Raw genomic sequence first — 24,235 nt, 5'->3', positions numbered from 1 at the left:
TTGTTTTATCCTTATTATTATATTTCGGATGAATTGCGTAAGTGTTTTATATGAAGATGATGAAATTTATGTGATAAATAAACCTGCAGGACTTAGTGTTCAGGGCGGTCAGGGGGTAAAGCATTCCCTTGATGTTGATTTTGCCCAGCAGGTCGGACAGAAAGTTTATCTTGTTCACCGCCTTGATAAGGACACCGCAGGCCTTATGATTGTTGCAAAATCACCTTTTGCGGCGTCTAAATGGACAAAACTGATTTCTTCAAAAGCCGTAAAAAAAGAATATATTGCAATCTGTGCCGGAACTATGAAAGAGAAAAAGGGCGTGATTACAGAAAATGTCACCCAGCACGGAAGTGAAAAATCTGCAGTTACATATTTTACTGTAGAAGAGGAAAAGAATTTCACGACAGAACTTGAAGGCTATGAAAATATAAGACTTTCTGTACTTCGCCTTAAGCTTGAAACCGGTCGTATGCACCAGATCCGTATTCATCTTGCAAAAAACGGCTGTCCGATTGCAGGCGACGATCAGCACGGAAATTTTAAGCTCAATAAGGCCTTGAAAAAAGCCCTGAAAATAAAATCTCTTCTTCTGGCATCGGTTCGTCTTACACTTCCTTTAAACGGCAGGGAAAGCGCCTTTGAAATTGAACTTCCCCCGCATATGAAAATATGCTAAAATAGAAGAATGAGCAGAAAATTAAAAAACATTCTGATTACCGGTGGTGCCGGATTTATCGGTTCAAACTTCATTCATTATCTTTTTGGACTCTCATCAGCAAAAAATAATCTTTTTAGCGACGCTGCTTTTGACGGAAATGTCGTAAATGTAGACTGCCTTACTTATGCAGGAAATCTTGAAAGTCTTTCTGACGTAGAAGAAAAATTCGGAAAAGCAGCCGGAAAAAATCAGCGATACTTTTTTGAGCAGGTTGATATCTGTAACCGAGAGCAGATTGAACGCATTTTCAAGCAGTATGATATTGATACTGTAGTTCACTTTGCCGCAGAAAGCCATGTTGACCGTTCAATTTTGGGCCCAGAAGCCTTTGTAAAGACAAATGTAATGGGAACCTTTACAATGCTGGACGTTGCCCGCAATTACTGGAAAAAAGAAGACGGAAGCATCCGCGATGACGTTCTATTCCATCATATTTCAACTGATGAAGTTTACGGTTCTCTTGGCGAGACAGGTTACTTCCGTGAGGACACACCTTATGATCCTCGCTCTCCATATTCGTCATCAAAGGCATCTTCAGACCACCTTGTAATGGCTTACTTCCACACTTATGGTCTTCCAATCACACTTTCAAACTGTACAAACAACTACGGTCCATATCAGTTCCCGGAAAAGCTCCTTCCACTTATGATTTCAAATATCAAGGAAGGAAAAAATCTTCCTGTTTACGGTAAGGGTGACAATATCCGCGACTGGATTTATGTAGAAGACCACAACCGTGCTGTATGGCTGATTGTAAAAAACGGCGTAACTGGCGAAAAATACAATATCGGCGGTGAAAACGAATGGCAGAATATCAAGCTGCTTCATAAGGTAATTGAACTTACTGCCGCTGCAACCGGAAAAAAGGTAGAAGACGTAGAAAAGACTATTACTTACGTAAAAGACCGTCCGGGACACGACAAGCGCTATGCCATCGACTGTACAAAAATCAAGACAAAGCTTGGCTGGAAGCGTCTTATGACTTTTGAAGAAGGCTTGCAGGAAACTGTAGACTGGTACCTTGCAAATACTACCTGGATTGAACATATTCAGAGCGGTTCTTACAAGGACTGGATTTCTAAAAACTATACACAGATGGGCAGATAGCCTTAGGATAGAATATGTTTGACGTAAAAGACACAGACTTTTTTGACCTTGAAGAAGAATCTTTCAAAAATATTATTGAAGACGATATTCTTTTTACAGGAACTATCAGAACTAAAACTTCATTTATGATTCACGGGAAAGTAAACGGGAATATTTTTAGTGAAAGTGATCTTGTAATCGATTCAAATGCCGTTGTAAACGCTGACATTAAGGCCGAACGTGTTTTGGTTCGCGGAAAGGTTTGCGGCAATGTAATCGGAAATAAATTGATTTTTGTAACTTCTTCTGGTTCTTTGGAAGGTGACATTACAACTGAAAAAGTTGTTCTGGAACCTGGCTGTGTTTTTACCGGAAAATGTTCTATGAAAACTTCTGGTCAGGCTGTTTAGGGGTGAAATAATGAAAAAGTTCTTGTCATTGATTTTTATCAGTTCAATTTTTGTCTTAAATCTTATTGCACAGAGCAGACAGGATGCGCTTGTTCTTTATCATAACGGAAATTACAAGGAAGCTATTCAGATTTGTGAGCAGGAAATTACAGATAATCCTAACAGAATTGATTCCTATGTAGTTTTGTGCTGGTCTTTGGTTGCCAACAAACAGTATGCAGAAGCTGAACAGCGTGCAGATGCTGGCTTGAAAATCAGCCCTTATGATTTGCGATTAATCGAAATCTTTGGCGAATCAAAATATTATCTTGGAAAAAATAACGGAGCTCTTGAACAGTTCCAGAAATATGCCGCTACTGCAAGTGAAAACGGAGCCAGAATTGGCGCTGCATATTATTATATGGGGGAAATCTACATCCGTCAGGCTAAATACCAGCATGCAGATATTTCACTTTCTATGGCAGTAAAAAAAGAGCCTAATCGTGAGCGATGGTGGGCTAGAGTTGGATATGCCCGCGAAATGGCAGGAAACTATGCAGAAGCTTTACAGGCTTATGATGAAGCTTTGAAACTCAATTCAACTTTCTATGATGCAATTCGCGGACGTGAGCGTGTAAGCTCTAAATTAAACTAGAATAGTGACAGAAATAAGAATAGAAACATTAGGCTGCCGGCTTAATCAGATTGAAAGTGAGGCGGCGGCAAGATTTTTTATAGATGCGGGATATACCGTAGATATGAAGGGCGTTACAAATCAGACTGAAGAAGATTTTGCAACGCTTTTATGCATTTTAAATACATGTACAGTTACCCAGAAAGCAGAACAAAAGGCAAGAAGAATTATCCGTCTTTTGCTGAAAAAATATCCTCGCGCCTGTGTGATAGTTACTGGCTGCTATGCCCAGCTTTCTCCTGAAGAAATTAAGGCGATGGATGCCCGTATTGCGGTTCTTGGCGGACAGATTAAAAGCCGTATTGCTGCTGTTCCGGCCCTGCTTAAAGAAAATACTTCCGGCTCTGATTTTGATGCCACGGCTTTTGCAAAGATTATAAATACAAAGCTTTCTGCTGAAGCTGCAGAGAAACAGGGCTTTCCGGAAAAATCCTTTACACTTTCTACAACCTCCTTTATTTCTCATTCCCGGGCATCGCTTAAGATTCAGGATGGCTGCAATAATAACTGTTCCTACTGCGCAATTCATATTGCACGCGGCCACAGCGTATCTATACCCGTAGAAACGGCTCTGGAACGCGTTCTGGAGCTTGAAAACAAGGGAAATGATGAAGTTGTAATCACAACTGTAAATATTGGCCAGTATCGCTCTGAATATGAAGGCAAGGTATATAATTTTACCCGCTTACTGGATTTTCTTTTGCAGAATACTAAAAAAATTGCCTTTAGAATCTCCAGTCTTTATCCTGAAGTTGTTGATGATGAATTCTGCCGTGTAATTAAAAATCCACGTGTAAGGCCTCATTTTCACATTTCTGTACAGAGCGGAAGTAATGCCGTTTTACAGCGTATGAACCGCGTATACAAGGCAGAAGACGTGCTGAATGCCTGCAATAAGCTTAAGGCTGCAAAAGAATCTCCTTTCCTTGCCTGCGACATAATTACAGGCTTCCCTGGTGAAAGTGATGCTGATTTTGAACAGACTATGGATTTGTGCCAAAAATGTGCTTTTGCATGGATTCATGCCTTTCCATATTCAGAACGCCCTGGAACTCCAGCCGCTATTATGAAGCCAAAAGTGCCTCAGAGCCTTAGCGGAGAGCGTGCAAAAAAGATTACTGACTTTGCCATAAAGAGTAAGATTGATTATGTAAATCACTTTGCAGGTAAGGAAGTGACTGCAATTTTAGAAACAGTACGTCGTCCTCTTGCCTTGAGCGGAAAGTCTGCAACAATGATTTACCATGCCGTAACAGAAAATTTTATTCACTGCGAGATAAAAACTGATGTGCCTCTAACTGTTAATAAATCTGTTCGCCTGCGCATTATAAAGGTTCTTCCAGAGCGTATTCTTAAAGGTGGAGAGATAGAGGCCCTTGCAGAGCTAGTAAATTAAGCAAAATATTTTGAAAAAAAATGCAAAAATTTTGCAAAATTCTACTTTTAGCTATTGATTAAGTTTTGCGTTTAGTATATATTATAAATCACGCAACGGGCAATAGCGCAGCTGGTAGCGCGTCTGGTTTGGGACCAGGATGTCGGGGGTTCAAATCCCTCTTGCCCGACTAAAAAGCTTCTGTAGATAACTACGGAAGCTTTTTTATTTTAAATTTATTTTTTTAGAACTAGAAAGGGATTTGAAGCGGAGTGAGCGCGCCGACAGGCGAAAAGCTGCCATGGATGGTAGCGACAGCGAACGTAGACGGCGTGGAAGGAGCAAACAGGATGTTTGCGACTGTAACGCCAAATCCCTCTTGCCCGATAGAAGCTCTCTGAAAAAGAGAGTTTTTTTTTGCCCGAAATCTGTATTAACCCCCGACATCCAACTGATGTCGTCTTCGCTCGCAAGTCTCGCTCAGAGCCGAAAGTAGGTAAATCCTAAAAAATTGCGCTGTTGCACAATTTTTTTTAACGGATTTGCTATTATCGGCAGGTTCAAATCCCTCTTGCCCGACTAAAAAGCTTCTGTAGAGAACTACGGAAGCTTTTTTATTTTAAATTTATTTTTTTAGAACTAGAAAGGGATTTGAAGCGGAGTGAGCGCGCCGACAGGCGAAAAGCTGCCATGGATGGCAGCGACAGCGAACGTAGACGGCGTGGAAGGAGCAAACAGGATGTTTGCGACTGTAACGCCAAATCCCTCTTGCCCGATAGAAGCTCTCTGAAAAAGAGAGCTTTTTTTTTGCCCGAAATCTGTATTAACCCCCGACATCCAGCGGATGTCGTCTTCGCTCGCAAGTCTCGCTCAGAGCCGAAAGTAGGTAAATCCCTCTTGCCCTTAAATAAAAAAAGGCACTCACATTACGCAAGTGCCTTTTTCCATTTAATCAGCTTTGACTAAATCTCTACAGACTTATCTGCTACATTCTTTGTGATGTAAGCGATAAAGTCATCAACCTTCATTGTCTGCTGCTGCTTGCCTGAAGAGAAGCGGTAGCGAACGCATACGCTGTTTTCGTCCTTTTCTTTCTGGCCAACAACAAGAATATAAGGTGTTCTGTGTTCAGTAGAAATTGTCTTAATCTTGCTCTTCATGTTCTCTTCGTCTGTGTAGGCTTTTACACGGAAACCAAGATCATCAAGTTTGTTTGAAACTTCCTGAGCATAATCATTGAATTCTGAACTTACAGGAACAACGGCAACCTGCTCAAATGCAAGCCATGTTGGGAATGCACCTGCAAAGTTTTCAATCAAAATACCTAAGAAGCGTTCAAAAGAACCAAGGATAGCGCGGTGAAGCATAACAGGGTGGTGCTTCTGGTTGTCTGCTCCAATGTATGTTGCATCAAGGCGTTCTGCACTTGGAAGCTGATAGTCTACCTGGATTGTACCGCACTGCCATTCACGACCAATGCAGTCATAAAGTTTAAACTCAAGCTTTGGACCGTAGAAAGCACCTTCACCAGGCTGAATTTCATAAGTAAGTCCAGCTTCTGTACAAGCGTCTGCAAGGGCTTTTTCTGCTCTTTCCCATGTTGCAAGGTCACCTACATGGTCTTCAGGCATTGTAGAGAATTTTACTACAAGGTCATTAAAACCAAAGTCATGGTAAACCTGTTTCAAAAGCTTACAGAATTTTGCAACTTCGGAACCAATCTGTTCCTCTGTACAAAGGATATGAGCATCGTCCTGAACAAAACCGCGTACACGCATGATTCCGTGCAAGGTTCCGCTTGGTTCGTTACGAACATCGTGGCCAAACTCTGCAAGGCGCAAAGGAAGGTCTTTGTATGAGCGCTGACGGCTCTTAAAAATCTCAAGGGCACCAGGACAGTTCATAGGCTTAATGGCAAAAAGACGTTTTTCACTTTCTGTGATGAACATATTCTGCTGGTAGTGTCCCCAGTGACCTGAACGTTCCCACAAAGTACGTGGCATGATAGCAGGTGTATTAACTTCCTGATATCCGTCGCGGCGAACCATCTTTCTCATATAGTCCTGCATTGCAGTATAGATCGTCCATCCATTAGGGTGCCAGAAAATCTGACCTGGATCCTCTGGATCAAGGTGGAAGAGGTCCATCTGAACACCAAGCTTACGGTGGTCACGTTTTTCAGCTTCTTCCATCATTTTAAGATAGTCTTTCAAGTCATTTGGTTTTGCAAAACATACAGCATAAACGCGGGTAAGCATCTTGTTGTTAGAGTCACCGCGCCAGTAAGCGCCTGCAATTTTTGTAAGCTTGAAAGCCTGTCCATTGATTTCTTTTGTATTTGCAACGTGAGGGCCGCGGCAAAGGTCAAGGTAGCCGTCCTGCTCGTAAGTTGTGATTGTTTCGCCTTCCGGCAAATCCTTAATCAGTTCAATTTTATAAGGCTGGTCTGCAAAAAGCTTCAAGCCTTCATCTTTTGAGATTTCTTTGCGTACAAAATCATGGTTACCTGCAATAATGCGGCGCATTTCTTTTTCAACGGTGGTGAAATCGGTTTCGGTGAATTTGGTTTCGGTTGGGAATTCAAAATCGTAGTAAAAACCGTTCTCAATAGCAGGTCCAATTGCAATCTTTGTGCCAGGGAACAGTTTCAGAATAGCTTCTGCCATCACATGCGCACATGAGTGACGCACAGTCTGTAGTTTTTCATCAACTGCCATAGTAATACCTCTAAAAATATAATATTAATATTCTAGTGTTTTTAGGATTGTTTATCAATCGAGAATAAAAAAATGACTTCCGGTCGCATAGCCCAGTACGAAACCGCGCAATAATGTGCTACATGCTGTTTGCGGTTAAGAAACTATAAATGCGCCGCTATCGCGACGCTCCGCAAACAGAATGTTTTCGTCCTGTGCTATGCTTCTTCGCGTCATTTTTTCCTTCCTCTGTTATAATCTTACTAAATTCACTATTATATCTTTTATGATTAAAGCAGAAATTAAAGATAAAGAACTGAGAGAGCATTTGGATTCACTGGAAGCTGATAAACTCCGTATTTTTACAATGGCAGACGGTCGTGTGCGAGGAGCCCTTTTTCATGGAAGCCGTTTTGTAAATCAGCTCAGGGCTCAGCATAATCTTGGTATTCTTGAAACTATGATTTTAGGGCAGGCAGGTCTTTGTGCTGCCCTTATCATTCCAATGATGAAGGATCGAGAGCATACTGTCATTAAATATGAAGGAACCGGCAGTGCGGAAGGTTATTCCCTGGAAGCTGATTCTACCGGATATGTACGAGGCTATCTTTATAACGAACATATTCCTGTTACAAAGCCGCTTGAAAACTGGGATTTGAAAGAGTTTTTGGGCGTTGGTAACCTTACTTTCAGCCGAGTTCACCCGGATGATAAGTATCCTCAGCAGAGTACGGTTGATGTAGACGATGCAAATATCGCAAAGGATTTTGCCTGGTATTTCAGTCAGTCTGAACAGCTTAAAACTGCCTTTAATACAAGCGTTCAGTTTGATAAGCAGGGAAGGGTAATCGGTGCCGGTTCCATGTACCTTCAGGTTATGCCGAAAACAGGCGGTACAAAGGTGATTGGTTCCCAGGTTGACAGTCATCAGGAAGAAGATGCAGATGAAGAGGATTTAATCCGCCGTGTGGAAAATGCTTTTACTGCATGTCCTTCTCTTGGCCAGCTTTACAGCGAAAAAACTGTTGATTCAGAAGATATTATTTTAGGCCTCTTCCGCGAATTCAGTCCGACTATTACGCTTGAGCGCGATATTATTTTTGACTGTAAGTGTAATGAAGAAATCTATCTGAATTACCTAAAAAATCTTCCTGCCAAGGAAAAAGAAGCTATGAAGAAAGACGGCCTTGATCCTGTAGAAATTGTCTGCCGTAACTGCGGAAGTGTTTACAGATTCCCTCTTTCTGATATTTAAGCTGATATTTTTGGTTGACGCTTTTTGATTTTGTGCTTATATTTAATACTACTTGGGGGTGCACCGGTTTCGACGGAATCGCGAAATCTTGTGTTGCAAGTAGGAGTGAAGGTTCCTTAAACTGACAAGAAAATAACTGCAAAACGTAAAGAAGAAGATTCTAACGAAGAACAGTTCGCAATGGCAGCTTAGTTTGCCTTGCAGGACCCCGGCGGCTCTGTTCCGCGTTGCCGGCCCGTCTTTTACCCATCGGGACTTGCTTCTTAAAGTTTCTGGTATTTAGGAAGGACATTTAATCAGAATACGGAGGCGACGCTTGTTATGCTGCTACCGGCTCCCGACAACCACCTCGCATAACTAAACTTGTAGAGGCACCTGGTTTACCTTTTCGGACGGGGGTTCAATTCCCCCCATCTCCAAAGAAACTCTCGTAAATAAAGCGAGAGTTTTTTTATTTTAAATGATTTTTTTAGGGGGAATTGAACCCCGCGAAATGAGCGCCGACCGAATAGGGAGGAAAAGGTGCCATGGATGGCACCGAAAGCGACTGTAGATGGGGTGGAGTGCCAAAACAGGATGTTTTGGTGCGGAACCCGGTTCAATTCCCCCCATCTCCAATAAAGAGTATAAAAAAAGACTTCAGATTAATCTGAAGTCTTTTTTATGCATAAATGTATCTTAGTTTACTCGCCGTCGTGACTTGTGCGGAACTTCTGCTGGAATTTCTTAAGCATTGCTACGGCATTTTTCTTTCCGTTGTAAACAAAGCCGCCGTTCCAGTATTCCAATGCTGCGAACAAAGCGTTACCGCCGTCCTGGCTGTCTGATTCTTTAGTTTTGAAAGATACGTAATCAGCAAGCTGCATAAAATCATTGTTATGAAGGCATTCAAGACGCTTTCTGTTAAAATCGTTCCATTTGTCCAGATCTTTGAAACCTTCTCCTTCATCCTGAACGATAATGTGAGCGTGAGTAGGGCTGAATGAATACCATACTGTAACTTTCTTGTTAATATCACAGTGATTACCATGTTTAACGGCATTCTTAATAACTTCACTAATCTGCTGTTCAAGAAGGTTCAACTCTTTAATTTCTGTTGGTGCTGACTGCACAATTAAAAGAGTAAAATATCTGATCTGTCTGAAATCAGATGGAAACTCCTTTTTAAGCATATTTGTTTTATCAAACAAAGGGTCATTCTCATCCGATCTAAGCTCTTTAAATTCCTGCATTTTATACCTCAAAAAACGATGTTGACGTGAAAGTATTGATTACTCTTTAACCATCAAAAGCGCTTCATCGATGCTGTTAGCAATCGGGAAGTAGCCCATAAGTTTAGTAAGTTCAATTACTTTCTTAACCGAACCATGGATATTAGCAATCGCAAGGTTAAGGTTCATCTTTTTAATTGTAGAACAGATGTAAATCAATGCACCGATTCCAGACGAGTCGATGTAGTCTACCTGTTCAAGGTTGATTACAAAATTTTTAACGTTCTTCTCCAACATTTTCATTACAAGCTCTTTTAGTTTGTAAGAGTTGTAAAGATCCATTTCCCCGGTTACATCAATAATGTAAACATCACCATTTTTACGTATCTTCAGTTCCATTAGAAGCTCCTTTCTATTGTATTTTTATAACCAGAAGGCTTTGGTCATCATATTGCTGTGCAACGCCACAGAATTTTTTCAAATCATCCTTCACCTTGTTTGAAATTTCCTTAGCACTTGCATTGCAATTCTTTATTATAATTCTAGACAAACTACTTGAAGAGTATTGTACACCATTTTCATTCAATGATTCAAGCAAACCATCGGTACAAGCTGCCAAGATGTCTCCAGAACATAATGTCAATTTAATATCTTCAAAAACAGTTTCTTTTGTAACACCCAGCGGTTCACTTGGTGTTGAAATCTGTTTAATGGTCTTATCTTTTGCAGAGAAGAGGAAAACCGGATTGTTTCCGCAGGTAGAAATCTCTGCTTCTTTTGTTGTTGCATTGTAATTAATAAGGGCAACACTGGCAAAATGGTCAATTTTAGAAGTATCGCCACAGATTCCTCTGTTTGCCCAGGTCATAATTGTTGATGCAGACTGGGCTGTATTGACAGCAAGACGAAGAATTGCGCGAATCATAATCATTACGATAAGTGAATTCATACCTTTTCCTGCAACGTCGGCCATAATAAATGAAACCTTATCTTTGCGGGAAGCAAGAATATCGTAGTAGTCACCGCAGACACCTTCTGCCTGATTTGAGAAACATCCGATTGAAGTTTTTCCAATAACTGGAAGTTTCTGTGGAAGAAGGTCCTTCTGATATTTAGAAGCAATGCTTCCGCCCTTGTTTAATTCAGTCTTTTCTGCATAAGCAAGGAAACTGTAAAGAGGATTCATTGTCATAGAAATTGCATCTGCAAGGTCTACAACTTTTTCAAGATCGTCTTTAGAGAACTTTGAATCACCCGGATTCTTTGCAAGACCGATAAGTCCTACAACATTTTCTTCCTCACGGATTGGTGCAAAAATATAGCTTCCTGTCTTCAAGAAGTCTTCCGGACCATTCTGATATACACGAGGATCCTTTACTGAATCTTCAATAAGAACAGGTTTTCCTTCTTTGAAAATATCACCAAAAATATTGCCGTTCAACTGGAACTGGGCAAAGCGAAGGTTTGTTTCAACTCTGAGCGGCTTATGAGGCAAATCATCAGGCAATTTATATGGAGGAGGAAAAGATCCCACAAATGATTTAACTGCAAGCACCTGATCATAATCATCAGCAATAAGGATAATACAACCGTCTGCAGAAACCTTTTCCCTTAAAACACCGTTACAGTATTCAAGGAAGTTTTCCATACTGTTGTCGCTTGAAAAGAAAGTAGAAACCTTATTTACAAAATCGTTGTGAACCTGAAGGGTTCTTTTATGTTTTTCTTCCAGTTCTTTTATAACTGCGGTTGAAACCGAATCCTGATCGCCTGAATGGCTGGCCTCAGAAGCAGCTTTTGCAAGTCTTTTGGCTTCCTGCTTTTCTGGATTATCAAATGACTTAAAGAGGATGAATGTTTCAACAAGAAATTCTGCAAGAATAACTGAAAAAACAAAGAAAATGCTCTTTTTTGAAATGGCAGAATAGACAGCGCCTAAAGCAAGAACCACAAGAGTGATATAAAAAATAAAACTTGGTTTTGTTTTACCTTTGATTTTTAAAGTAACTAATGAGAGAAGGATAAACAATCCGAAGATTGCAGATGCAAATAGTGGAACACTGATGAATGAATCAATAGAAGTCAAAGTTTTTTATCTCCCTTTATATTATACCTTATAATACAAATTAAATTATAATCTTGAAGTTTTCTGCCGTCAAGTTTTTTTAGCGCCGCCTTTAAGCCATTTTATGCCCTGTTTTATTCGGTCTGCTGAATTTTTTTCCTTAAAATAAAGCCTATTGTTTTATTTTTAATCTTTCTTATCAGAGGAATTTTATTCATCTTGTAGAAATCTGTTACGGCCCTGTCGATAGAAATATTTTCATCACCAAATTTTGATTTCAAATCATCCCAGTAGCGGACAATCCAGACATAAAGGTCAGAAATTGTCTGCTTTTTGAAATGCTTCATAAGTTTCTTCTTTTGAATCGTAACGACAAAAGGATAGTAAACTGTCTCAAACCAGGAAGTTATTGCAGCTTCCATAGAAACTTCTTCTGTTTTATGAAGGTTTAGGTAGTATTTGTGAGTTAAAATATGATTGTAGATAACGTCGTAAGAACCGGTTGTAGAAAAATCCAGGCACCAGTAGTCAGTAATGTCGCCAAAGCCAGTTTCTGCATAAAAAGAACGCTTTTCATAGTTGATAATCTGGCGGATTACGTCCTTTAGGTTGTTGGGACGCTTGAGGACAACCTCACTCTGCAGGGAAACTACTTCTGCATCGATAAATTCAGTTCCCCTTGCTTTTGCAACTGAAACACGATGATTTCCGTCGCGGACAAAATAAAGTCCTGCAAGTTCATAAACTTTAATCGGGGGAAGAACTACAGAATTGATAGCTGCTTCATCAACATGCTGCCAGCGGTTTCTAAGATGTGAGTTTTTTGGGAAGAAGCGGTTGTCAAAATCGTTGTAACGGCCTTCGCTTCCAACTACCTTATCTACTGCAATTGTCTGCATTCCGATATAAGTTTCGTTTTTTGGTTTTATCAGCTGCTTTACATCATTTAATGAAAGAAGACGCGCTTCTTCCGGGCTTAAAAAATGCTGTATTTCATTAAAAAAAGCCTTGTTGTGAGCTCTTGAAAAATCTTCTTCTGTCTGTGCTGTTGTCATACTCATTTTTGTAAATCCTCTTTTGCAAGTTCCTGAGATACATTTTCCGACTTTATGTCGGAAGTGTCCGGAAATTCTACTATGCAATGGGCATAGGCATTTATGATTTTTGTTTCATAATAAGTTCCAATTCTTTCTTCGCGCATATCATAAAGATGAATGTGGCCGTGAATCATAAGGCTTGGCTTGAATTTCTGCAAAAACCAGTTAAAGCTGTCAAAGCCGATGTGGCAGGGGTCTTCATGGTCATGTATATGGCGAGGAGTTGCATGGGTTAAAAATATATCCAGGTAGCGTCCGTAACGGATTTTATTCCATAATAGACGCGGATAAAGCTTTTTCAAAAGGTGCTTCATTTCTCGGTCTGTATACTGGCAGACCCCGTTATTGTATTTGCAGGTTCCTGAAATTCCTGCGATTAGAAGCGGTGTTTTATTTCCGGTTTTCGGGTCAATGTAAGAAAGATTCTTATTTTCAAGACATTTAAAGCCTGCGTAAATTGCCCCATGGGTTGGAGCATCCGGGCGGATAAACTGTCTTGGCGCTGAATTTTGATTGAGCGGCAGGTGAGCCGGATTTTTTTCGTAAAAACGCAGTTCCTTAAGATTATGATTTCCAAAAACAAAGTAGGTCGGCTTGTTTAATACTGTAACGATGAAATCAATATAATCCATAGGAAGGTCGCCGGCACAAAGAACCATATCAATGTCCGGAAAGACATTTTTTACGTTTGGATTATAAATGAGAGGATCGACATAATCTGAAAGGCATAAGATTTTCATTTTGAAAGACTTTTATGAGCCTGCCTTAGAAAGAACGGCTTCAAGCTTCTGTTTTTCAACAAGTTCAACAGGGCGGTTTTCTGCAAAGTGCTTTGCTGCCTGGGTAAAGCTTGAACTTGAGAACATAAAGGCTTTAACGGCGTTCATGGTCTTTAGAAGTTCCACAGCCTCGCGGACTGGGGCATCTTCAATAGGCTCTGGATTTCTGAAAAAGCGGATAAGGATAACCTGCTTTCGCACGTTCATCCAGGAATCATCACCTTTTGCAACGCCTGTAATCTGGCAGCCCCATTTTTTAAGGTCACAGGTAAGAACCTGCATATTAAGGCCTTTTTCTGCAGTGTTTTTGCAGATTTCAGGGAATTCATCATTTGAACAGGTAAGGTAGTCTTTAAGATAGTCGTTTGCCTGCAAATCCTTGTATTCCTGAAGTTTTGAAGCAACGTCGCGGAAGTTTTTATTACGCTTGTAAATTTCCTCCCACTGTTTAATGGCGTCATCAATTTTACGAGATTTTTCGTAGCAGAGACCTAAGAAGTAGCGGGCAAACAAAGTTTCAGGATTAGAATTGTTTTTATCAAGGTCAATTGCGCGCTGAAAATCCATGGCGGCATTGTCGTAGCGGTTTGCAACCATAAAGCAGGAACCGTGTTCAATAAGCGCCTTCTGCCTTACTTCCGGGTCTCTCTGAGCTTTTTCAAAAGCCTTAATTGCCGAGTTCAAATCCTTCTGGTCTTTAAGAATTTTTCCCAAATAATAGTAAGAAGAATATGTTTCAGGGCTCAATTTAATGGCAATATCAATTTCCTTTTTTGCGCCTTCATACTGCTTTGTGCGGTACATCATAAGGCCGATTTCTGCATGAGCCTTTGCGTGCTTTTTATCAAGCATGGCAGCCTTCTGCATAAAGCCGAGGGCAATATCATAGCGGTTCTGAAGTTCGTAAATACGTCCTGCCTGGAAAAAGTTTTCGGCATTATTAGGTTCCATTTTTGTAAGAAGAAGGAAGTTCTGCAGGGCATCATTCTGCTGGTTGTGCTGCAATAAAATCTGAGCATATTCCTTACGGAATGGAAGCTCTTCAATGCCTTCTCCGAACAAAGCGTTGTCATTTACGGTTTTATATTCCATGAGGGCAAGCTCAGTTCTGTTTTCCTTTAAGTAAGCCTTTCCAAGATAATAGTGAGCCTGGAAGTTTTTAGGTTCCTTTGAAACAATCTGCTTACACATTTTGATTGCTGTTTGAGTTTTTCCCTGACGCAAAAGGCGCGGTACATTATCAAGCTTGTGGGGCGCCATGATACTTTTTGCAACAACAATACCAAGTCCACCTACTACGAGGAGTAAAATAACAATAAGAATTACAACAGTCACGTTAAGGTTTCTCCAAGATTATCTTAAAAAGTGTGTAAAATCTTTCGATAAACAGATATAAATAGATTAAATTATTTGTTTTTTGATGTCAAACTTTATATTGGGAAAAACTATGAGAAATAAATACAATTTGTTGACTTGTTCATTTTTTTTGTTTTTTTTCTTTCTTACCGGGACAGCCAGTCTTTTTGGATTTTCAGAAGGCGTACTTCTTTTTACTCAGAATAAATTCAAAGAATCAATTCCACTTCTTGAAGCCGAGGTAGCGACAGGAAAGGCCAGCGCCGACGTTTATAATTACCTGGGACTTGCATATTCTCAGGTGGGCGAGCATAAAAAAGCTATTGAAGTTTTTGAAAATGCGATGAAAAGTCCTTCAACAAATAAAACAATAATTCAATACAATATGGGAAACTCTTATTTTGCCCTCAAAGATTACAATAACGCCGCAAAATGCTTTACTTTTTCAATTGAGCAGGATAAGAAATTTTCCCGCGCCTTCTTAAACCGCGCCAACAGCTATCTTCATCTTAAACGCTACATTGAAGCAATTTCTGATTATACAAACTTCCTCAAGCTTGACCCTAAAAATCCTCAGAGAGTAAAAATCATCAAGCTGATAGGCCTGTTAAAAGAAGAACAGAGAAGGCTTGATGCCGAGGCTGCAGCCCAGAGACAGCTCACAGAAGAATATTCAGAAAATCCTGATTTTTATGAAAACGGCGACTGGGACGAACTTGTCGAAGATAATCCTGATTTTTATAACACAGATGAAGAGCTTTCTGAAATCTATTTTGATGAAAACTTCGGAGCCCCTGACAATATTTCAGAGCAGACTGGCGAAAAACTTTCAGACTCTCAGAAAAAAATGCTTGTTGAAGATGCCGTGATTCTTGAAGAAGGCCGCCTTGCCGAAGAAGAACGCCAGAGAAAGCTTGAAGAAACCCGCCGGGAAGAAAGACGCCTTCTTGAACTTCGTGAAAGTGAAGAGCGCTTCCAGAAGTATGATACACAAAATGCCCCGGAACCTGAAGTAAAAAACGAGCCTGAAATCCTTCCGGAACTTGTCACAGAGTAGTCAAAGTTAAGTTCTCTTTACCAGGGCAAAAAGCTGCTCGCGTGTGATTGTCGTGTAAATCGGTCGTCCGTGCGGGCAGTGAGGGTCTTCCAGCGTAAAAGCCTTTTCTGCCAGTTCCGCTGCCGTCTGGTCATCTAAAACATAACCGTCCTTTACGGCCGCCTTACAGGCTGTCATTGCCGCAATCGAGCGGATAATTTCCTTAGGTTCAACGTGCTTTACAAAAAGCAGGGTGCGAAGATCGTATTCCGTACCGGTCCATCGCTCCGGAATCGAAGTAATTTCCCATTCTCCGTCCTGAATTTTTTTTGTGGTAAAGCCAATTGAAGTAAGGGCATCCTTAAGTTTTTCCAGCTGGTTATCCTGACTTTTGGAGTCGGTTTTAATTTTGTAAGGAATCAAAAGCGGCTGCGATTTTCCCTGATTATTCATAAGCTTGTCAAAAAGAATGCGCTCGTGAACCGCGTGCTGGTCAATAAAATAAAGCGTAGAGTTTTTTTCAACAAGCAGGAAAGTGCCAAGGCAGGAGCCTATGAATTTGATTTTTGATGAAGCTGCCGCTGACGCGTCAGGCCGGGGGATTAGGCTCTCTTCCGACGTATTTCTGCCTTCAGAAATTGAAAGCGCCTGTTCGGCAAGCGAAGAGGTTTTGAAAGCGCCTCCTGCCAGGCTCTGAGAAGAACTTGTATGAGTCTGAGAGCCGCCTCCTAAAAGTCTGGATCTGAAATCAACTCCGGAACTTACACCGGAACTTGTTCCAGAACCTGCACCTGTATGCGAATAATTTTTATATGAAATATGATTCTCGTAGCTTGGCTTTGTCTCAGAAATAGTGCTTTCTCCAAAGCTTAATTCCCTTACAAAATCTGTCGGCTTATCTTCTGCAAAATTTGCCTGAGTGTACTTAAGGAAAAAGGCCTTAATTGTAGAGCTCAGTCCGTGATGCAAATCTGAAATATCGTAAAAGCGGGCTTCTTTTTTTGCCGGATGGATATTAAAATCCACAAGGCTTGGCGCCACGTCTATAAAGGCAGCGGCCACCGGGTATGTGCCGTTAGGAAAGTATCCCTGTCCGCCGTATTCAATGGCCTGAACAAGAGAATATTCCTGAATGCGCCGTCCGTTTACGTAAATAAAAATATCTTTTTTGTTGGAACGGCTTACAGCAGGTTCCCCGATTATTACAGTAAACTTCCAGTCTGGATTTTCATCTGTAAAATGGCTTGAAGTATTTTCTATCTGATTAAAGAGTGCAAGGTCTTCTGAATAGCTGTTAGCAAATACAAAGCGCTCTTTTTGAGTCTGTCCGGCAGGTAAATCTATTTTAATTTCTCCGTCCTGAATAAAGCGGAAAGAAATATCAGTTTTGCAGAGGGCTTTTTCTATAAAGGTATTTTTACACATCATTCCTTCTGTTGCAGGGCGCTTTAAAAACTGGCGGCGGGCCGGGAAATTTTCAAAAAGTCCTTCCGCCTGTACGATAGTTCCTTCTACCGGTGGCGCAGGCTCAATAATATGGTCTTCTGTAATGCTTGCCCGCATTTTAAATCCGCCGGAAGTTATGCTGAGGCGGGAAACTGCCGCAATGGAAGCCAGGGCCTCTCCTCGGAAGCCCAGGGTCGTTAAATTCATTAAATCAACTTCTGTGGCAATTTTACTTGTTGCGTGAGGACGGGCACAGTTCTGTAAATCGTCTCTTGTCATTCCGCAGCCGTCATCAACAATGCGGATTTTTTCTATACCTCCGCCAGAGATTTCTACGGTAATGTTTTTTGCGCCAGAGTCGATTGCATTATCTATAAGCTCACGGATAATTGCATTTGGGCGGTCAATAACTTCACCGGCTGCAATTTTTCTTGCAACTTCGGCATTAAGCGTTTTTACAGGGTGTTCAAGACTCATTGACGTGTTCCTGCCTGAGGAGCGCCGGCTGTTCCTGTCAATTCATCAGCTCCGTCAAAAAGTTCCATCTGAGGTGGATTATTTTTTTCCATTGGAACAGGCTCGTTCATCAGAATCTGGATTTTGCCTTCAATTTTTTCAAGCTCCTTTTCCATTCCTGCTGCAAGCTTGATTCCTTCTTCAAAATCCTTAAGGGCGTCTTCCAGTGAAATATCATTTCTTTTTATGTCGTTACTGAGTTTTTCAAGTTTTTCAAGGTTTTCTTCAAAAGTGTTCATTTTCTACCTCTAGTTTATTTTAGTTACGGCTGCGGTAATTTTTCCGCTTGCCGGTGTAATTTCTATTTCTGAATTAAGGCTGAGAGTTTTTGCGTCCCGTACAACCTTTCCGGTCGCTTTATCAACGACCATGGAATAACCGCGGGCAAAAATTGTTTCCGGGCTGGCGTTTTCCAAAACAGTCTTATGCTGCTGAATCTGATTGCGTAAATTTCTTATTTTATCATTCAGATTCTGGCTTAGGGCAGTCTTAGCATTTGCAAAACGGTTTAAAAGCGGCTGCTGTATTGTCCTGAAGCGGATTTCCAGGGAATCGGGATTAAAGCTTTTAAGCATAAGCTTTGTATGTTCAACCTTCTGCTTGATAGTTTTGTAAAAGTTGTCTTTATAGGCGCCCAGCTGCATCTGTAAATCTGCCATAAGGGGAACTGCAAGTTCGGCAGCGGCGCTTGGTGTGGCTGCGCGTTTGTCGGCGGCATAATCGCAGAGTGCCCAGTCTATCTCGTGGCCCACGGCGCTTATAGTCGGAATACGGGATGCTGCTACGGCTCTTACTACGCTTTCTTCACTGAAAGGCAACAGGTCTTCAAGAGAACCGCCGCCTCGTCCTACAATAAGAAGATCGCAGAGCTGGTAAAAGTTTGCAATTTCAATCATTTTTACGATTGTTTGCGCTGCTTCAGCTCCCTGAACAATTGCGGGCAGTATAATTACATTAACTGCTGGATTTCGTCTTTTTGTAATCTGCAGAATATCCCGGATTGCAGCCCCTGTAGGGCTTGTAACAACTCCTATTGTACGCGGGAAAAATGGCAGAGGCTTTTTACGGGCCTCGTCGAATAAGCCTTCTGCGGCAAGCTTTTTTTTGCGTTCTTCAAGAAGCTGAAGAATGTTTCCGCTTCCTGCCATTTCCATTTTATTTACGATAATCTGGTAGGTTCCCCGCGGAGAATAAACCGAAATACTTCCCGTGCAGCGGACTTTATCGCCGTCTTTAGGACGGAAGCCTAGTTTGTAAGCAGCCCCGCGGAACATTACCGCGCTGATAGCTGAAGTTTCATCCTTTAAAGTAAAGTAAATGTGCCCCGCAGCACTGGGCTTGTAATTGGAAATTTCTCCTTCTATCGTAATGTTTAGGAAAGTCTGCTGAAGGATTTCTGAAATGAGAGAGTTTATCTGCGAAACCGAAAAAACTTGTTCTTCTCCGTTTGCATTTACAAATGCAGGCTGCATGGAAGTGTACATGAGGTGAATTTAATCAATTTTATTAACTTTATCAATGAGATTCCGATACTTTAGGAGAGTAATAGTATTTTTTTAAACGGGTAGTTATGAAAGCATTAGTTGTTCTGTTTGACGAAGAAAATAAATATCAGGAAGAAAAAGCATTCGGCGAAAAAAGCGGGCGGGAATTGTGCGCTGCCTTTTTTGAGAAGGCACAATTTTTGCCAGCCGGCATTGATACAGTAGGTTTGGTTTTTGTGAAAAAGGGCGGCTGTAAAACAGGAAGCCAGCTGCTGGCAAAAATTCATCAGCTTGCAAAAGAAAAGAATGCCGACTTTGTCATTTACTCTTACGCGGATTTGCCTTTTTTGAACGCGGCACTTACAAAAAAAATTATTACAAGCCATGTTGAATATAAGTGTGAATATACTTTTGCAGACGGTTTCCCTTATGGCTTTGCGCCGGAAGTAATTGATTGCGGGGCACTGGGAATCCTTGCAGAGCTGGCCCGTACTTCTCAGGCGGAAGAGGGGGCAAAGACTGTCTGCCGCGAGACTATCTGGAATCTTTTGAAGACTGACATAAACAGTTTTGAGGTGGAATCTGAACTTTCTGAAAATGACTGGCGCCTTTTAAGACTTAAGTTTGCCTGCGGAAATAAGGACGAGTTTTTGCAGTGTAAGGCGCTTTACCAGGCTGCAGACAAGGCAGGACTTCTTACTGACGGCGGACTTTCTGATGCTGATGCAGAAGAGCTTTCAAAAATCGCTTCAGAAAATGTAAGCGCGCTTAAGACTGTGCCGGGCTTTTATAATATTCAGATTACAGGTCAGCGAGATACAAAGCCTCTTTACGAGCCTAAATTTCCTGCTGCCGGCGATAAGATGAGTTTCGAAAACTTTGCCAGCCTTTGCAAAAAAATCAGTGATTTTTCGGAAAATGCAGTTTTGAACCTATCTTTTGCGGGAGAGCCTCTTTTGCATGAGGACTTTTTGAAAATTGCAGGAGAAGTTTTCAAATACGAAGGACTTTCTTTATTTATAGAAACTTCTGCGCTTTCTTTGACAGATGATGTCATTGCCGGCTTGAAATCCCTTTATGAAAAAGCGGCAGAAAGCACAAACGGATATCAGAAGCTGATGTTTGCTGTGAGCCTTGACGCCGTAAGCGCCCCTGTTTACGCCAAAATGAATGGCGGCTCAGAGGCAGATTTTTCTAAGGCGCTGGCTGCTGTCCAAAAACTTTGCGGGGCATTTCCCGGAATGGTTTATCCTCAGTTTACCCGCACAAATCATAACGAAGAAGAACTGGAAGCCTTTTTCCGCTTCTGGAATGAAAAAACAAATTCAAGCGGCGGAAACTGCATAATCCAGAAATATAACGATTTTTCGGGGCTTTTACCGGCCTGTAAACCAGCCGACCTGAGTCCTGTTGAACGTAATGTCTGCTGGCATTTGCGCCGCGATATGACAATTCTTGCTGATGGTTCTGTTTATGCCTGTCCTAATATGGCGGCTCACGGCGGAGATAACCTTGGAAATGTTTTTGAACTGTCTTTGGAAGAAATCTGGAAAAAATCAGACCAGATGATTTTGGATCATATAAATAAGAAATATTGTGAAATTTGCAGGGCTTGCGATGAATACTATACCTTTAACTTTTAATGAACACGAAATAAACCGTACTGTAATCGGCGGCTATCAGAATAATTCGGAATCTACCCTCAATATTTCTGTAGTTCTTTTGAACTCAAGCGGAAGTCATTTTAAGGTAAATGTTTTTGATAACCTTTTGAAATGCAACTTCCGTTCTATAGTTTCTGTTGAACACGACCCAAAGAACTTTGCAATTGATGATGTTGCAAAAAAATATCCCTCAATTAAGTTTATAGTTCCTCTTGAAAAGGCAAATGACGGCGAGCTTATCAACCTTGCCATGAGTGAAGTTGATGCAGATTACGTCCTTGTTTTGAGGGATAATCTTTATATTCCTTCTGGAATCATCCTTCCAAACCTGGCAGAACGCCTTATTAAAGATAATTATTACTGCGTTGTTCCCCGCCTTATAGATTCAGGCAAAAACAGTATTCCGGTTCAATTTATTCCTTCGGTTGAAAAAAAGCATTTTACGGTGGAAGGAATTGCCTCGGTTACTGACGGCATTAAGACAATCTTTCCTTTTGATTTTGTTGCCCTTTATAACAGAAAGAAGTTTATAAATCTTGGCGGTTTTGATTATACAATTCAGAATCCTTACTGGCAGAATCTTGATTTAGGCCTTCGTTCCTGGCTCTGGGGCGAACAGACCCGCCTTACAACAATGCTTCATTTTTCTTATATCGATGAAATTCCTCTTGTTGAAAAAGAAATAAATCTTGATTACCTTCGCTATCATTTGAAAAATGAACTTCCAAAATATAAGAATGATTCAGCTTATGTAAGCCGTCTTTCTTTCTTTGGATTTAAAAATCATTCTTCCTGCGGATTACTTGAAGCGCGCCGTCAGTTTAATGATGCAAGAAAGTGGGTTGAGCGCAATAAATACAAATTCAAGATGGATTTAACTCAATTTATTGAAAACTGGAGCAGCCTATGAAAACAAACAGGGTAGTTATAGTTCAGTGCCGCCTTTCATCCACAAGACTCCCTCAAAAAGCCCTTAAAATGCTGGGCGGGAAGCCTGTCCTTGCCTGGGTGCTTCAGTCCATGAGAAAGGTAAATGCAGACCGCTATTTTGTTGCAACTGATTTTGATTCCTACGATTCTATAAAGCCTATCTGCGAGCAGAATAATTTTGAATGCTTTAAAGGCGATTTGAATGATGTATTAAAGCGTTTCTGCGATTTACTCCGCACAATCGACTGTAAAACCGTAATACGGGCAACTGCTGACAATCCTTTCTTGTTTTACGAAGCCGCTGAAGAGTCTGTAAAGGATTTTGAATACAGAAATCAGTCTGGAATGAAGTGTGATTACCTTACCTGGACAGGACTTCCACACGGAAGCGGAGTTGAGATTTTTAATGCCGACTCCCTTTTAAAAGCAGAAGGCCCTACTTCAGAGCCTTACGACCACGAGCACGTGGGGCCGGCACTTTACAATCACAAGGAAACCTTTAAGTGTGAATTTATTAAGGCTCCTAATCGTTTTTATTTTCCTAAATTACGTACAACAATCGATACTCCGTCTGATTTTCTGCGGGCCTGCCAGATTGTAAATAGCCTTAAGTCACAAGGTCCTTTTTCAACAGAAGAAATTGTTCATGCGGCCTGCAGCGACCTTGTAAAATTTCCTGTAGTTTTAGTTCCTTCCGTTACAAAAGGGCACGGAACAGGACACTTGCACCGCTGTCTTTCTGCGGCAAGTAAAAATCACTATTTTGTCTATATTCCTCACGATAAGACTCTTGAAGAGACTGACAGCCTTGTTAATCAGTATAAGGCTCAGGGCTTGCAGGATTTTCAGATAATTGATTTTCTCCCGGATGAAACTTATTGTCCTGTAATCGTTACAGATTCTTTTGAGCTGACTCAGGCTCAGCTTGAAGGAATCAAGACTAACCGGGCTTTAATTTCCATTGATGAAGGTTCTGATTTTACTTCTTACTGCGATTACCTTCTGGATATTATTCCTTCATATAATCTTGACCGTGAGGCAAATCTTATTGAAAGTGATTTTATGGAAAAGCCTCAGAATAAAAGAGAAGGCCTGGCTGGAAACCTTGTAAAAAAAGTTTTAGTCAGCCTTGGCGGAGAAGATCCTTCCGGTCTGACTACTTCTGCGGCTATTTCTGCTGCAAAATATTTTTCAGATGCAAAAATCACTGCAATCATCAGCGGAGAAAAATCTGCATCGCCTGATACAGAGGGCGTAAATAATCTTGAAATCATTAAGCCGGTTCCAAATCTTAAAGAACAGCTTTTTCAATACGATTTGGTTATCACTCACTACGGCCTAACTGCCTTTGAGGCCATGTCTGCGGGCTGCGCCGTAATTTTACTTCCAACTACAAGGCTTCATAAAAATCTTGCCCAGAAATATAACTTTGCCTATGTTGCAGATTCAAAGATTTCTGAAAAATCAATCGAAGATGCATGGAAGTCAAAAAATATTTATCCTAAGTTCCAAAATACTGATATTAAAGAAAAAAATCTTGGAGAATTCCTGAAAGTGCTTTCCCGCGGGGAGCATTATAACTGTCCAGTTTGTCAGAAGGCTCCTGCTATCCCGGATAAGGTAATTTCCAGAAATATCAGCCGCACTTACCGCCGCTGCCAGACCTGCGGAATGCTTTATATGTCCTTTTCTTCTGACGGTCAGAGCGATTATTCAAAATCATATTTCTTTGAAGATTACAAAAAGCAGTACGGAAAAACTTATCAGGAAGATTTTGATTCAATCAAAGAACAGGGAAAACGCCGTCTTTCTGTAATTAATATGCTTTTTTTAGGCAACCTGAAAGAAAAAAACTGCTTTGATATCGGCTGCGCCTACGGGCCTTTTATGCAGGCCGCAAGCGAACACGGGCTCAATACTTTTGGAACTGATATCAGCGTAGATGCTGTTCAATATGTTCAGCGTGAATTGAAATTCCCTGCAACTGTTTCCCAGTTTCCTCAGATTGAAATTGCAGAAGAGTTCGGGATTTCTCAGTTTGATATAGTTACCATGTGGTACGTTATCGAGCATTTTAATAATCTTGATTTTGTATTAAAAAAAGTGAGCGAAATTACCAAAAAAGGCGGAATTTTTGCTTTTTCAACTCCGTCTGGCGAAGGTGTTTCCATAAAAACTGATTCAGGGGCATTTTTCAAAAACAGTCCTGCAGATCATTTTACAATCTGGGAACCGTCCAGGGCTGCAAAAATCCTTAAAAAATATGGATTTGAAGTTGTAAAGGTTGTTTCAACCGGTCATCATCCGGAGCGTTTTGCAAAAATCAAAAAATCTGGAGCAAAACCCGGCAGCCTTTTATGGCGTCTTACAGATTTTAAGAGCCGCAAGCTGAAACTTGGCGATACATTTGAAATCTATTGCCGGAAAAAGTAGAA

20 protein-coding genes, 1 tRNA gene and 1 other RNA gene are annotated in these 24,235 nt (G+C 40.9%); 12 read left to right on the top strand and 10 right to left on the bottom strand.

The window, feature by feature from the left end:
* Positions 1-28: 28 nt before the first annotated feature.
* The 6 genes from T530_RS0102975 (at position 29) to T530_RS0102950 (ending at position 4,455) form a co-directional block, all read left to right on the top strand.
* Positions 29-679: an RluA family pseudouridine synthase gene (locus tag T530_RS0102975; RefSeq protein WP_027727739.1), complete on the top strand. Its 651-nt coding sequence runs from the start codon at positions 29-31 to the stop codon at positions 677-679.
* 9 nt (positions 680-688) lie between these two features.
* On the top strand, positions 689-1,828 hold the full coding sequence (gene rfbB / locus T530_RS0102970) for a dTDP-glucose 4,6-dehydratase (RefSeq protein WP_027727738.1): 1,140 nt from the start codon (positions 689-691) through the stop codon (positions 1,826-1,828).
* A gap of 14 nt (positions 1,829-1,842) precedes the next feature.
* On the top strand, positions 1,843-2,217 hold the full coding sequence (locus tag T530_RS0102965; protein WP_027727737.1) for a polymer-forming cytoskeletal protein: 375 nt from the start codon (positions 1,843-1,845) through the stop codon (positions 2,215-2,217).
* A gap of 10 nt (positions 2,218-2,227) precedes the next feature.
* Complete coding sequence (locus T530_RS0102960) at positions 2,228-2,851, top strand: lipopolysaccharide assembly protein LapB (protein WP_027727736.1); 624 nt, start codon at positions 2,228-2,230, stop codon at positions 2,849-2,851.
* A gap of 4 nt (positions 2,852-2,855) precedes the next feature.
* A complete protein-coding gene (gene mtaB, locus T530_RS0102955; RefSeq protein WP_027727735.1) occupies positions 2,856-4,286 on the top strand; it encodes a tRNA (N(6)-L-threonylcarbamoyladenosine(37)-C(2))-methylthiotransferase MtaB in 1,431 nt (476 codons plus the stop codon).
* Positions 4,287-4,382: 96 nt separating this feature from the next.
* Positions 4,383-4,455, top strand: a tRNA-Pro gene (locus tag T530_RS0102950).
* Positions 4,456-5,227: 772 nt separating this feature from the next.
* Here T530_RS0102950 and thrS read toward each other — a convergent pair.
* Positions 5,228-6,982 (bottom strand): threonine--tRNA ligase, encoded by a 1,755-nt coding sequence (thrS, locus tag T530_RS0102940; RefSeq protein WP_027727733.1) that lies wholly within the window; start codon positions 6,980-6,982, stop codon positions 5,228-5,230.
* Positions 6,983-7,247: 265 nt separating this feature from the next.
* Between thrS and T530_RS0102935 the strand changes: the two genes are divergently transcribed.
* Both T530_RS0102935 and ssrA read left to right on the top strand, forming a co-directional pair.
* The gene (locus tag T530_RS0102935; RefSeq protein ID WP_027727732.1) at positions 7,248-8,216 is read left to right on the top strand and encodes an Hsp33 family molecular chaperone HslO; all 969 of its coding nucleotides are present in this window, start codon (positions 7,248-7,250) and stop codon (positions 8,214-8,216) included.
* A 54-nt stretch (positions 8,217-8,270) separates the two neighbouring features.
* Positions 8,271-8,636: a transfer-messenger RNA gene (ssrA, locus tag T530_RS14950) on the top strand.
* A 263-nt stretch (positions 8,637-8,899) separates the two neighbouring features.
* On the opposite strand, the gene T530_RS0102930 is transcribed toward ssrA, so the two are convergent.
* From T530_RS0102930 to T530_RS0102905, 6 genes are all read right to left on the bottom strand, one after another.
* The gene (locus tag T530_RS0102930) at positions 8,900-9,448 is read right to left on the bottom strand and encodes an ATP-binding protein (protein WP_027727731.1); all 549 of its coding nucleotides are present in this window, start codon (positions 9,446-9,448) and stop codon (positions 8,900-8,902) included.
* Between the two features lie 39 nt (positions 9,449-9,487).
* On the bottom strand, positions 9,488-9,826 hold the full coding sequence (locus T530_RS0102925) for an anti-sigma factor antagonist (protein ID WP_009106444.1): 339 nt from the start codon (positions 9,824-9,826) through the stop codon (positions 9,488-9,490).
* Between the two features lie 13 nt (positions 9,827-9,839).
* Positions 9,840-11,513 carry a GAF domain-containing SpoIIE family protein phosphatase gene (locus T530_RS0102920; RefSeq protein WP_027727730.1) on the bottom strand — a complete coding sequence of 558 codons (1,674 nt, stop codon included), beginning with the start codon at positions 11,511-11,513 and terminating at the stop codon, positions 9,840-9,842.
* Between the two features lie 113 nt (positions 11,514-11,626).
* The gene (locus tag T530_RS0102915; protein WP_027727729.1) at positions 11,627-12,553 is read right to left on the bottom strand and encodes a hypothetical protein; all 927 of its coding nucleotides are present in this window, start codon (positions 12,551-12,553) and stop codon (positions 11,627-11,629) included.
* Complete coding sequence (locus T530_RS0102910; RefSeq protein ID WP_027727728.1) at positions 12,550-13,329, bottom strand: metallophosphoesterase; 780 nt, start codon at positions 13,327-13,329, stop codon at positions 12,550-12,552. The genes T530_RS0102915 and T530_RS0102910 overlap by 4 nt, the downstream gene beginning before the upstream one ends.
* Before the next feature lie 12 nt (positions 13,330-13,341).
* Positions 13,342-14,703 (bottom strand): tetratricopeptide repeat protein, encoded by a 1,362-nt coding sequence (locus T530_RS0102905; RefSeq protein ID WP_027727727.1) that lies wholly within the window; start codon positions 14,701-14,703, stop codon positions 13,342-13,344.
* Between the two features lie 112 nt (positions 14,704-14,815).
* Here T530_RS0102905 and T530_RS14595 point away from each other — a divergent pair, with 112 nt between their 5' ends.
* Entirely contained in the window at positions 14,816-15,781 is a 966-nt protein-coding gene (locus T530_RS14595; protein WP_051537779.1) for a tetratricopeptide repeat protein, read from the top strand.
* Positions 15,782-15,787: 6 nt separating this feature from the next.
* Here the strand turns inward: T530_RS14595 and mutL are convergent, their stop codons facing one another.
* The 3 genes from mutL to xseA are packed head-to-tail and all read right to left on the bottom strand — an operon-like array spanning position 15,788 to position 19,206.
* The gene (gene mutL, locus T530_RS0102895; RefSeq protein WP_027727726.1) at positions 15,788-17,683 is read right to left on the bottom strand and encodes a DNA mismatch repair endonuclease MutL; all 1,896 of its coding nucleotides are present in this window, start codon (positions 17,681-17,683) and stop codon (positions 15,788-15,790) included.
* Entirely contained in the window at positions 17,680-17,961 is a 282-nt protein-coding gene (xseB, locus tag T530_RS0102890) for an exodeoxyribonuclease VII small subunit (RefSeq protein WP_027727725.1), read from the bottom strand. Before xseB ends, mutL begins: the two co-directional genes overlap by 4 nt.
* Positions 17,962-17,970: 9 nt before the next feature.
* Complete coding sequence (xseA, locus tag T530_RS0102885) at positions 17,971-19,206, bottom strand: exodeoxyribonuclease VII large subunit (protein WP_051537777.1); 1,236 nt, start codon at positions 19,204-19,206, stop codon at positions 17,971-17,973.
* Between the two features lie 86 nt (positions 19,207-19,292).
* On the opposite strand from xseA, the gene T530_RS0102880 reads away from it, so the two are divergent.
* From T530_RS0102880 to T530_RS0102870, 3 genes are read left to right on the top strand one after another with little or no spacing between them, the layout of a single operon-like run.
* A complete protein-coding gene (locus T530_RS0102880) occupies positions 19,293-20,849 on the top strand; it encodes a spiro-SPASM protein (protein ID WP_027727723.1) in 1,557 nt (518 codons plus the stop codon).
* Positions 20,824-21,780, top strand: a complete 957-nt coding sequence (locus T530_RS0102875; protein ID WP_027727722.1) for a hypothetical protein — start codon at positions 20,824-20,826, stop codon at positions 21,778-21,780. The genes T530_RS0102880 and T530_RS0102875 overlap by 26 nt, the downstream gene beginning before the upstream one ends.
* A complete protein-coding gene (locus tag T530_RS0102870; RefSeq protein ID WP_038073322.1) occupies positions 21,777-24,233 on the top strand; it encodes a cytidylyltransferase domain-containing protein in 2,457 nt (818 codons plus the stop codon). The genes T530_RS0102875 and T530_RS0102870 overlap by 4 nt, the downstream gene beginning before the upstream one ends.
* Positions 24,234-24,235: the final 2 nt, after the last annotated feature.

The organism is Treponema sp. C6A8 (assembly GCF_000619925.1).
Classification (GTDB): Bacteria; Spirochaetota; Spirochaetia; order Treponematales; family Treponemataceae; genus Treponema_D.
This window is presented reverse-complemented; position numbering and strand designations above follow the sequence as displayed.